This is a genomic window from Kitasatospora sp. NPDC091257 (assembly GCF_044757675.1).
Taxonomy (GTDB): Bacteria; Actinomycetota; Actinomycetes; order Streptomycetales; family Streptomycetaceae; genus Kitasatospora; species Kitasatospora lactacystinica.
The window spans coordinates 1-11,183 of the sequence record NZ_JBIVVI010000146.1; the positions used below are offsets into that span (position 1 = coordinate 1).

An 11,183-nucleotide genomic window follows, 5' to 3' on the forward strand; every position below is an offset into this window, starting at 1 on the left:
GGAGTCGTACCGTGGAGGGAAGGCCCCGGTAAACACCCGCTGAGCTGAAGCTTCGGTCGCGGTTTTCGGTCCCGGGGAGGCCCTTCGTATAGGGCTCCCCAACCGGCATCCAAGTCTTCACAAGTGGGGCGTCACCCGGGGATGTCCGGGCATTTCCTGGAAGGGAAAGACCCAGCCGGGCGAGCGTCCGGCGGGCGCTGGGAGACGGCCATGAGCGATGTTGTCGGTAGCCCGCGCAGTGGCAACGCACTGAGCACCGCCGGTCTGGCCGGCCGGCCGCACACTCCCGTCGAAACCGTACGGGAGGCCTACTCCTTCGCGTGCCTGCGCTGCGGGTACGGCTGGGAGCAGGCGTACGACATCGAGCACCACGTGGCCAAGGACGGCCACGTCGTGTTCGAGTACCACGCCAACGGCGTCCGGGTGCCGTCCCCGCTGCTCAAGCCGACCTGCCCGGGGTGCGGCGGCCACACCGTGCGGATCATGCGCGAGGGCCGGGTGGCCACCGCCGACCAGCAGTGGCAGCACGCCCCCGGCTACCCGGCGCACGCCGAGCCGGCCGGGCCGCCCCCGGTGGCCGAGCCCGTCCGGCCGCGCGGACGCTGGGCCCGGTTCTGGTCGCGGCTGCTGGGCTGACACCGGGGCGACGAGGAGGGACCGCCCCCGGCCGGGAACAACTCGGTCGAGGGCGGTCCGCGCGCCCGACTAAGCTTTCCGACCATGGCGGCCACTGCAGACCACAGCACCACCGGGGCGACCGCCCCGGCGTACTACGTTTCCACCCCGATCTACTACGTCAACGATCGCCCGCACCTGGGCCACGCGTACACCACCGTGGCGGGCGACGTCCTCACCCGCTGGCACCGCCAGCGCGGCGAGAAGGTGTGGTACCTGACCGGCACCGACGAGCACGGTCAGAAGATCATGCGGACCGCCGAGGCGAACGGCGTCAGCCCGCAGCAGTGGTGCGACAAGCTGGTCGAGGAGGCCTGGAAGCCGCTCTGGGAGCACCTGGAGATCGCCAACGACGACTTCATCCGCACCACCGAGGAGCGGCACACCGCCCGGGTGCAGGAGTTCGTCCAGGACCTGTACGACAAGGGCGAGATCTACAAGGGCGGCTACTCCGGCCCGTACTGCGTCGGCTGCGAGGAGTTCAAGCTCCCGGCCGAGCTGCTCGACGGCGCGACCGCGGACGAGAAGCTCTGCACCGTGCACAAGCGGCCGGTCGAGTGGCTGGAGGAGGAGAACTACTTCTTCCGCCTCTCCGCCTACGGCCCGCGGCTGCTGGAGTTCTACGCGGCGAACCCGGACTTCATCCAGCCCGCCTCGGCCCGCAACGAGGTGCTGCGCTTCGTCGAGCAGGACCTCAAGGACCTCTCGATCTCCCGCTCCACCTTCGACTGGGGCGTCCCGCTGCCCTGGGACGAGAAGCACGTCCTGTACGTGTGGGTGGACGCGCTGCAGAACTACATCACCGCGGCCGGCTACGGCAGCGACCCGGAGCGCTTCGCCGAGCTGTGGCCCGCCTCGGTCCACCTGGTCGGCAAGGACATCCTCCGCTTCCACGCCGTCATCTGGCCCGCCATGCTGATGGCCGCCGGGCTGCCGCTGCCCAAGCGGGTCGTCGCCAACGGCTGGCTGATGGTCGGCGGCGAGAAGATGTCCAAGTCCAACCTGACCGGCATCGCGCCCACCGACCTGACCTCGCACTTCGGCGTGGACGCGTACCGCTACTACTTCCTGCGGGCGATCCCGTTCGGCACCGACGGCTCGTTCTCCTGGGAGGACTTCACCGCCCGGTACACCTCCGAGCTGGCCAACGACTTCGGCAACCTGGCCTCCCGGGTCGCCGCGATGGTCGGCAAGTACTTCGACGGGGTGCTGCCCGCCGCCACCGCCGCCGGTGACGCCGAGCAGGCCGTCGCGGACGGGCTGACCGCGGCGGTCGCCGCCGCCGACCTGAAGATCGGCGAGGAGCTGGACTTCGCCGGCGGCCTCGCGGCGATCTTCGAGTTCGTCAAGCAGGTCAACGGCTACCTCACCACGCAGGAGCCGTGGAAGGTCGCCAAGGACGAGTCCGAGGAGGGGCAGGCCCGCCTGGCCACCATCCTCTACACCGCCGCCGAGGCGCTGCGCGCCACCGCCGTGCTGCTCAACCCGGTGATGCCGTCCACCGCCGAGAAGCTGTGGGCCTCGCTGGGCGCCGAGGCCGCCGGGCTGGGCGCGCTCGGCGCGCAGACCGTCGCCACCGCGGCCGACTGGGGCCGGCTGCCCGTCGGTGCCACCGTCACCAAGGGCGAGATCCTCTTCCCGCGCCTCGAAGAGAAGCCGACCGCCTGACATGGCCGCCAAGGACGACGCCCGGTCGACCCCGCCGCCGCTGCCGGAACCCCTGGCCGTGGCGGTGGCCGACTCGCACACCCACCTCGACATGCAGTCCGGCACCCCGGCCGAGGGCCTGGCGAAGGCCGCCTCGGTCGGCGTCACCACGGTGGTCCAGGTGGGCTGCGACGTGCCCGGCTCGCGCTGGGCCGCCGAACTGGCGGCCCAGTACGAGCAGGTGCACGCGGCCGTCGCCCTGCACCCGAACGAGGCGCCGCGGATCTTCCTCGGCGACGCCGACGGCTGGTCCGGGCAGCAGCGGAAGGCCGGCGGCGCCGCCGCGCTGGACGAGGCGCTCGCCGAGATCGACCGGCTCGCCGCCCTCCCGCAGGTGGTGGCGGTCGGCGAGACCGGCCTGGACTACTTCCGCACCGGGCCGGAGGGCGTGGAGATCCAGAAGGAGTCGTTCCGCCGCCACATCGAGATGGCCAAGCGGCACGGCAAGGCCCTGGTCATCCACGACCGCGACGCCCACGAGGACGTCATCGCCGTCCTGCTGGCCGAAGGCGCCCCGGAGCGGACGGTCTTCCACTGCTACTCCGGCGACGCCGGGATGGCCGAGGTCTGCGCCGAGCACGGCTGGTACCTCTCCTTCGCCGGCCCGGTCACCTTCAAGGCCAACCAGCCGCTGCGCGACGCCCTGCTCGCCACCCCGCTGGACCGGATCCTGGTCGAGACCGACGCCCCGTTCCTCACCCCGCACCCCTACCGCGGCCGCCCGAACGCCCCGTACCTGATCCCGGTCACGGTCCGCTCGATGGCCGCCACCCTGGGCCTGGCCGAGGACGAGCTGTGCACGGCCGTCGCGGCGAACACCGCCAGGGCCTTCGGGTACTGAGCCCGAGGCCGGGGCCCGTCCGGATCGGCGCGTCCGGACGGCGGCCCCCGCGCCCGTATCCTTGGCGCGTGAGCACCACCGACCCCACCCCTGACAGCCACCTTCTGGGCGCCGCCGACATCCGGGAGCTGGCCGCCGCGTTCGGCGTGAAGCCGACCAAGCAGCGCGGGCAGAACTTCGTCATCGACGGCAACACCGTGCGGCGGATCGTCCGGGCCGCCGACGTGACGGAGCAGGACACGGTGGTGGAGGTCGGGCCCGGGCTCGGCTCGCTCACCCTGGCACTGCTGGAGGTGGCGCGGCACGTCACCGCGGTCGAGATCGACCCGGTGCTGGCGCGGCACCTGCCGGACACCGTCGCCGCCCGGATGCCGGGCAAGGCGGACTCCTTCGACCTGGTGTTCAGCGACGCCATGGAGGTCACCGAGCTGCCCGGGCCCGCGCCCACCGCGCTGGTCGCCAACCTCCCGTACAACGTCGCCGTGCCCGTCCTGCTGCACATGCTGGCGACCTTCCCCAGCATCGAGCGGACCCTGGTGATGGTGCAGAGCGAGGTCGCCGACCGGCTCGCCGCCAAGCCGGGCAACAAGGTGTACGGCGTCCCGTCGGTCAAGGCCAACTGGTACGCCGACGTGAAGCGGGCCGGCGCCATCGGGCGGAACGTCTTCTGGCCCGCCCCCAACGTCGACTCCGGGCTGGTCTCGCTGATCCGCCGCGAGCCGCCGAGGACCACCGCCAGCCGCGAGGAGGTGTTCGCGGTCGTCGACGCCGCGTTCGCCCAGCGGCGCAAGACCCTGCGCGCCGCGCTGGCCGGCTGGGCGGGCTCCGCCGCCGGGGCCGAGCAGGCGCTCGCGGCGGCCGGCATCGACCACAAGCTGCGCGGCGAGATGCTGACGGTCGAGCAGTTCGCCGCGATCGCCGAGCACAAGCCCGCCAAGGACGCCGTGTGATCACCGTACGGGTACCGGCCAAGGTCAACGTCCAGCTGGGGGTCGGCGGCCTGCGCGCCGACGGCTTCCACGACCTGGCCAACGTCTTCTTCGCGGTCGCCCTCGGGGACGAGGTCACCGCCACCGCCGGGGAAGGCGTGACACTGAGCTGCTCCGGCCCGGACGCCGCCGTCGTCCCGCTCGACGACAGCAACCTCGCCGCCCGCGCCGCCCGGCTGCTCGCCGCCCACCACGGCATCGCCGACCCGGGCGTGCACCTGCACATCGCCAAGGCCATCCCGGTGGCCGGCGGCATGGCCGGCGGCAGCGCCGACGGCGCGGCGGCGCTGGTCGCCTGCGACGCGCTCTGGCAGCTGGACACCCCGCTGCCGGTGCTGCTGGAACTGGCCGCCGAACTCGGCTCCGACGTGCCGTTCGCCCTGCTCGGCGGCGTCGCGCTCGGCCGCGGCCGGGGCGAGATCCTGGAGCCGCTGACCACCGGGGGCACCTTCCACTGGGTCTTCGCGGTCGCCGAGGGCGGCCTGTCCACCCCCGCCGTGTTCCGCGAGTGCGACCGGCTGCGCGAGGAGGCCGGCACCGGCTCCAGCGACACCGACGTGCCCACCCCGGACGCCGACCCGGCGCTGCTCGACGCCCTCGCCCACGGTGACGCCGTCGCCCTGGCCGACGCGCTCGCCAACGACCTCCAGCCCGCCGCGCTCTCGCTGCGCCCCGCACTCGCCGCCACCCTGCGCGCCGGCACCGAGGCGGGCGCGCTCGGGGCCCTGGTCTCCGGCTCCGGGCCGACCTGCGCCTTCCTGGTCAAGGACGCCGACGCCGCCGCCGCGGTGGCCGGGGCGCTGCGGGCCTCCGGCACCTGCCGGACCGCGCACGCCACCCACGGACCGGTGCCGGGGGCCTCCCTGGTGGACTGACGCGGTGAGGGCGCCACCCACGGACCGGTGCCGGGGCGTCCCCGGCGGACCGACGCGGTGAGGGCGCTCCGGCGGGCCCATTAGGCTGGAGAGATCGGGGTGTCCCGACAGGGGCACCCGGCCGTTGAGCGGCGGACCGCCCCGCGACCGCCGAACCCAGGAGCGCAGCACACGTGGCCGTCAACCTCGCCACCATCGAGTCCGTCACGAAGGTCTACGGCACCCGCGCCCTGCTGGACGCGGTCAGCCTGGGCGTCAGCGAGGGCGACCGGATCGGCGTCGTCGGCCGCAACGGCGACGGCAAGACCACCCTGATCCGGATGCTCGCCAAGCTGGAGGAACCCGACGGCGGCCGGATCACCCACTCCGGCGGCCTCCAGATGGCCGTCCTCACCCAGCACGACTCGCTCGACCCGACGGCCACCATCCGGCACGAGGTGATCGCCGACCGGGCCGACCACGAGTGGCTCGGCGACGCCCGCATCCGCGACATCATCGAGGGCCTCTTCGGCGGCCTCGACCTGCCCGGCTTCGCCGACGGCCTGGACACCGTCATCGGCCCGCTCTCCGGCGGCGAGCGCCGCCGGATCGCGCTCGCCAAGCTGCTGCTCGGCTCGCCCGACCTGATCGTCCTCGACGAGCCCACCAACCACCTCGACGTCGAGGGCATCAACTGGCTCGCCGAGCACCTCCAGAAGCGCCGCTCCGCGCTCGTCTGCGTCACCCACGACCGGTGGTTCCTCGACCAGGTCTGCACCCGCATGTGGGACGTCCAGAGCGGCGAGGTGCACGAGTACGAGGGCGGCTACTCCGACTACGTCTTCGCCCGCGCCGAGCGCTCCCGGATCGAGGCCGTCGAGGAGCAGAAGCGCCAGAACATGGCCCGCAAGGAGCTGGCCTGGCTGCGCCGCGGCGCCCCCGCCCGCACCTCCAAGCCGCGCTACCGGATCGAGGCCGCCAACGCCCTGATCGCGGACGTGCCGGACCCGCGCGACACGTCCGAGCTGATGAAGTTCGCCAACGCGCGGCTCGGCAAGACGGTCTTCGACCTGGAGGGCGTGACCGTCACGGCCGGCCCGAAGCTGCTGCTGGAGAACATCACCTGGCAGCTCGGCCCCGGCGAGCGGATCGGCCTGCTCGGCGTCAACGGCGCCGGCAAGACCTCGCTGCTGCGCGCGCTGCGCGACGCGTACACCTCCGAGGGCGACGTCCAGCCGGCGTCGGGCGTCATCAAGGTCGGCAAGACCGTGCGGCTGGCCTACCTGTCGCAGGAGGTCGCCGAGCTGGACCCGGCGACCCGGGTGCTCCAGGCCGTCGAGCAGGTCCGCTCGCGGGTCGACCTCGGAAAGGGCCGGGAGATGAGCGCCGGCCAGCTGTGCGAGCAGTTCGGCTTCGGCAAGGACAAGCAGTGGACGCCGGTCGGCGACCTGTCCGGCGGCGAGCGGCGCCGGCTCCAGCTGCTGCGGCTGCTGATGGACGAGCCCAACGTGCTGTTCCTGGACGAGCCCACCAACGACCTGGACATCGAGACGCTCAACCAGCTGGAGGACCTGCTCGACGGCTGGCCCGGCTCGATGATCGTCATCAGCCACGACCGCTTCTTCATCGAGCGCACCACGGACACCGTCCACGCGCTGCTCGGCGACCGGAAGATGCGGATGCTGCCGAACGGCGTGGACGAGTACCTGGAGCGCCGGGCCAGGATGGCCGCCGCGGCTCCCGCTGCCGCTCCGGCGGGCGCGGGTGGCGCGGGTTCGGCCGGTGCGGGTGCCGCAGGTGGCCCGGGTGCCGAGGGCGGTGCCCCCGCGCTGTCCGGCGGGGACCTGCGGGCGGCGAAGAAGGAGATGCAGAAGCTGGAGCGGCAGATCGCCAAGCTGGACGAGAAGGAGTCCAAGCTGCACTCCCAACTCGCCGAGCACGCCGCCGACTTCTCCAAGGTCGCGGAGCTGGACGCGCAGCTGCGCGCCGTCCGGGAGGAGAAGGAGGAGCTGGAGATGGGCTGGCTGGAGCTGGCCGAGCAGGTCTGAGGCGGGTCGCCGGTCGGGCTGCTGGTCGGACTGGTCGGGCTGCCGGTCGGGCTGCTGGTCGGACTGGTCGGGCTGCCGGTCGGGCTGCCGGTCGGGGCGGCCCGAGCCGGGTCGCTCGTCGGCGCGGTCCGAGCCGGATCACCTGCCGGGGTGGCCGCCGAGGAGCGTTTCGAGCTCCTCCGCCGCACGGCCCAGCGCACTGCGCGCCGGGTCGTGCGGGGCGGTCGGACGGGCCGCCGGGGTCGTCGGCGGGCGGTGCGCCCGGGCGGCGGCGGTCAGTTCGTCCAGCGCGCGCCGCACCCGGCCCACCTCCCCCGGGTCCGGCAGCCGGCCGCCGTACCGGATCTGCGCGGCGAAGGCCGCCACCGCGCCGCCCAGCCGCTCCAGCGCCGCCGTAGCCGGCAGCCACCGCTCGGCCAGCCGGCCGGTGGGCGGCGGCTCCGCCAGGCCCTGCTGGACCTCCCGGCGGGCGTCCGCCAGCGACCGGTAGGCCGAGCGGCGCAGCCACACCTGGGCGTTGCCGTTCCGGACGGTGGTGTCGCCGGTGTCGCCGGTGTCGCCGGCGCCGATGGTGGCGGTGGTGGCGTCCTGGACGACGGCGTCGAGGTAGGCCCGCAGCGCCGTCGTCGCGTCGACCAGCCTGGGCTCGATCCGATGGCGCGGGCGCTCCGGCCACAGCAGGTAGCCGAAGAGCAGGACGATCGCGCTGGCCAGCACGGTGTCCAGGACCCGCGGCCAGAACTCGGCGGCACCGCTCTGCCCGCCGAGCTGGAGCAGGACCAGCGCCATCGGCGTCATCACCACGGTGTTCAACCCGTAGTGCGCCGCCGTCGCGTACGGGAGCAGGGCCACGCAGCCCGCGGCCATCGCGGTCAGCGCCCACTCGTCGGTGGCGGCCGTGAGCAGCGCCGCGGTCACGGCCACCCCGAGCACCGTGCCGACCGAACGGCTCACCGCGCGCAGGAACACCGACCCGAGATCCGGCTTGAGCACGAAGGCGATCGTCATCGGCACCCAGTAGCTCTTGCTGAGCGGGTAGTTGGCGGTGACCGCCGAACCGACCGCGATGCACAGCGCGACGCGAAGCCCGTACCGGACCGAACCCCGCGACAGCAGCCGCGCCCGCAGCCGCCACGGATCCGGCGGCGGCGCGGGCGCGGTACCGAGCCGGGTGTCGCGGCCGGCCACCGTGTCGGCGGCGGCGCGCAGGGCCACGTCCAGGGCCTGCCGCGACGGGGTGTCCGGCCGCCAGTCGGGTACGGCGACCTCGCCGCCGCCCTGCCGCACGGCGGCCGCCAGCCGGTTCGGCACCTCGGCCACCGCCGGCGGGACCGGACGGCGGGCCCACACCAGACCGGTCGCCGCCTCGGTGGCGGCGAGGGCGGCCTCGTACATCCGGCCGCGGCGGTCCTGTGCGGTCCGGCGGTCCTGTGCGGTCCGGTGGTCCTGTTTGGTCCGGTGGTCCTGTTTGGTCCGGCGGCTCCGCCGGTTCTGTCGGCTCCGCCGGTGCGTGCCGAGGAGGTCCTGGAGCTGATTCAGACGGGCCGTCAGCACCTGGCGCGAGACCCCCGCCCGCGGCCCGCCCAGATCGGCGAGCGTACGGCCGAGCGCGTCGTACGCGGCGGCCAGCGCCCGGTTGCGCGGATCCGCGGCGGGCCGGTTCGGCGCACCCGCCGGCAGCCCCAACAGCACCACGAACGCCGCCCCGACCAGCAGCATCGGCGCCGCCGCCCACCACGGCCGCGGCAGCGGCATCCCGCTGCCCAGCGCGGCCGACACCAGCAGCAGCATCCCGGCCGCCGAACCGCGCGGACCCGTCGCGCTCAGCGCGCCGGAGACGAAGGCGGTCAGCGTCAACGCGACACCCAGGACGAGACCGTCCACGTCGGCGTGCTGAAGCGCGGTGCCGATCAGCATGCCGAGCGCCGAGGCGAGGACCGCCGTCCCGATCCGGGCGGCCCGCAGCCTGCCCGGCTCGACCCGGTCGTTCATCGTCGCGTGCATCGCCCCGAGCCCGGCGAACACCCCCAGATCCAGCCGGTGCGTCAGCAGCCCCACCATCAACGGCACCGCCATGCCCACCGCCGCCCGCACCATCAGCGCCACCGGCACCGGCGGCCGCGCGGGCCGCGCGGCACGGGCCCACCAGGGGGAAGGAGAGACGTCGGAAGAGCTCACGCGGTCACGTCCGTTCTGCGGCCTCGGGTCGCTGCTGTGCGACATTGCGCGGCAGATGGGGCGTACCGGGTCAGTCTACCCAGGGCCGCCGCGGCAGCCTCGTACGTGTCAAGTTCGTACCGATCGCGTACGGGCGGGCCAAGGTCCCTGCCGGGCCGACAGGGGTGGTGGCTACGATGACGGAGGCGAAAACCGTCCACAGGGCGGTCGGTGCTCCGACCAGGACGGTACGAACCAGAAGTTGACGGTGTGTTGCGGCACGCGGCAGCCCGGGAGGCCCGGGCGCGGCGGGCCGTACGGGGGAGAGGTGAACTGCTGTGGCAGGCAATGGTGCAACTAGTCCGGGGACGCCGACTCCTTCGGTGAGTCCGTCACCCAGTCCCACGCCGACGCCGTCGGCGAACCCTTCGCCGAGCGCTACGCCCAGTCCGTCGGCGAATCCTTCGCCCAGCCCATCGGCGAGTCCCGCGCCCAGCCCGTCGTCCAGCCCCGCGCCCAGCGCGTCGGCGAATCCTGAGCCCAGCGCGGCGGGCACCGACCCGAACGGTCAGGCGCCTTCCGGCGACGCGACGCCGTTCATGCTGGAGCACAAGCTCCCGTGGCCTCTGGGTGGGGTCGACCTCGCTCCGTTCGTCAGCACCCTGCAGACGAACGGCAGCGCCAATGACCTGGTGGCGGCCTTCGGCAAGCAGAACGTCCAGGTCGAGCTCGACACGCTCACGACCTTCGCCGGCAAGGTCGAGGCCCTGCTCGCCGCCATGGAGGGCTCGGCGGCGGCGCCGTACAAGCTCCAGGAGCAGAAGCTGACGGGCAAGAGCTTCGCGAGCGCGGAGTTCGCCGAGGCGACGGCCCTGACCGCCGCCTACGAGAAGGTGCACGCCCAGCTCGTACAGCTGCACAAGGACCTCGCGTCGCAGATCCAGGCGATGCAGACGGCGGTTTCGCGGACGGCGAGCATCTACGGAACCAACGAGGACCACACGACGGCCGCTCAGAACGCCGTCGCGAAGAACGTGGGTGCCACCACACCGGCACCGGGGTCGGGCGACGGAAAGTACTGATGGCGGTCCGGGGAGAGTTCTACGGGGAGACGGGGAGCAAGTAGTGGCAGGCAGCACGAACTTCGAAGGAATGGAACACACCCACCTGCGCAAGATGGTGGACAGCACGGATCCGACGACGATCCTCAGCCGCGGCACCCAACTGCAGTCGGCCGGGCGGGTGCTGAAGGAACTGAGTACGGCGCTCAAGTCGCACGTCGGAAACGTCACCTGGGAAGGGCCGGCTGCCGAGAACTTCAAGACCTGGGTGAACAACCTGCAGCAGTCGGCGCAGATCATCGGCGACCACGCCACGACTGCCGGCGACGCGATGCACCAGGCCGGCGAGGCGCTCAGTACCGCCAAGGTCGCCGTGCCGGAGCCTCCGAAGACGGAGATCCAGGCGGTCGACAAGTACAACAGCCAGTCGAACCTGGTGAAGGTGCCCCAACTCGCCGTTGGTCAGTCCGTCGATGCCTACATGAAGACGGTCGACCCCAAGTGGGTGACGGCGACGGAGTTCAGCCTGGCCAAGGCGAAGGTCGAGAAGGAGCACCAGGAAGCCGTTCTCCAGATGGAGAAGCTGGCGCAGGCCTACAGCGCGGCGACGACGACGCTGAACGGGATTCCCACGGACGTGGTGCTGCCGGGAACGCCCGGTTCGGCCAGTAGGGGCGACACTTCCGTCTACCCCAACGGTGGAGGTTCCGGAGGCACCGGCGGCTCCGGGGGTTCGGTACGCACACCCCGTTCGAGTGGTGGACGTGTCGGTGGAGGCGATGGGTCGCCTGGCGGAAACTACGGCGGCGGCACGGTCCTGCCCCGTGACCCTGGTCCGGGCGGCCCCGGCC

The 11,183-nt window shown here is 73.0% G+C and carries 9 protein-coding genes; 8 read left to right on the forward strand and 1 reads right to left on the reverse strand.

Features of this window, described 5'->3' with window-relative positions; genetic code table 11:
* Positions 1-210: 210 nt before the first annotated feature.
* From ACIQOV_RS09695 to ACIQOV_RS09720, 6 genes are all read left to right on the forward strand, one after another.
* The gene (locus tag ACIQOV_RS09695; protein ID WP_380539298.1) at positions 211-636 is read left to right on the forward strand and encodes a hypothetical protein; all 426 of its coding nucleotides are present in this window, start codon (positions 211-213) and stop codon (positions 634-636) included.
* Between the two features lie 84 nt (positions 637-720).
* Entirely contained in the window at positions 721-2,343 is a 1,623-nt protein-coding gene (gene metG, locus ACIQOV_RS09700) for a methionine--tRNA ligase (RefSeq protein WP_401046833.1), read from the forward strand.
* 1 nt (position 2,344) lies between these two features.
* Entirely contained in the window at positions 2,345-3,223 is an 879-nt protein-coding gene (locus tag ACIQOV_RS09705) for a TatD family hydrolase (RefSeq protein ID WP_380539304.1), read from the forward strand.
* Positions 3,224-3,291: 68 nt separating this feature from the next.
* Complete coding sequence (rsmA, locus tag ACIQOV_RS09710; protein ID WP_359899756.1) at positions 3,292-4,173, forward strand: 16S rRNA (adenine(1518)-N(6)/adenine(1519)-N(6))-dimethyltransferase RsmA; 882 nt, start codon at positions 3,292-3,294, stop codon at positions 4,171-4,173.
* Entirely contained in the window at positions 4,170-5,087 is a 918-nt protein-coding gene (locus tag ACIQOV_RS09715) for a 4-(cytidine 5'-diphospho)-2-C-methyl-D-erythritol kinase (RefSeq protein ID WP_401046837.1), read from the forward strand. The genes rsmA and ACIQOV_RS09715 overlap by 4 nt, the downstream gene beginning before the upstream one ends.
* 173 nt (positions 5,088-5,260) lie before the next feature.
* Positions 5,261-7,114, forward strand: coding sequence for an ABC-F family ATP-binding cassette domain-containing protein (locus ACIQOV_RS09720; RefSeq protein WP_401046840.1), 1,854 nt, complete (start codon positions 5,261-5,263; stop codon positions 7,112-7,114).
* 138 nt (positions 7,115-7,252) lie between these two features.
* On the opposite strand, the gene ACIQOV_RS09725 is transcribed toward ACIQOV_RS09720, so the two are convergent.
* Positions 7,253-9,292: an FUSC family protein gene (locus ACIQOV_RS09725; RefSeq protein WP_401046842.1), complete on the reverse strand. Its 2,040-nt coding sequence runs from the start codon at positions 9,290-9,292 to the stop codon at positions 7,253-7,255.
* A 578-nt stretch (positions 9,293-9,870) separates the two neighbouring features.
* On the opposite strand from ACIQOV_RS09725, the gene ACIQOV_RS09730 reads away from it, so the two are divergent.
* Together ACIQOV_RS09730 and ACIQOV_RS09735 are read left to right on the forward strand one after the other, a co-directional pair.
* Complete coding sequence (locus tag ACIQOV_RS09730; protein ID WP_401046845.1) at positions 9,871-10,353, forward strand: hypothetical protein; 483 nt, start codon at positions 9,871-9,873, stop codon at positions 10,351-10,353.
* Positions 10,354-10,396: 43 nt separating this feature from the next.
* The coding region (locus ACIQOV_RS09735; RefSeq protein WP_401046848.1) for a WXG100 family type VII secretion target at positions 10,397-11,183 on the forward strand (787 nt) is incomplete at its 3' end.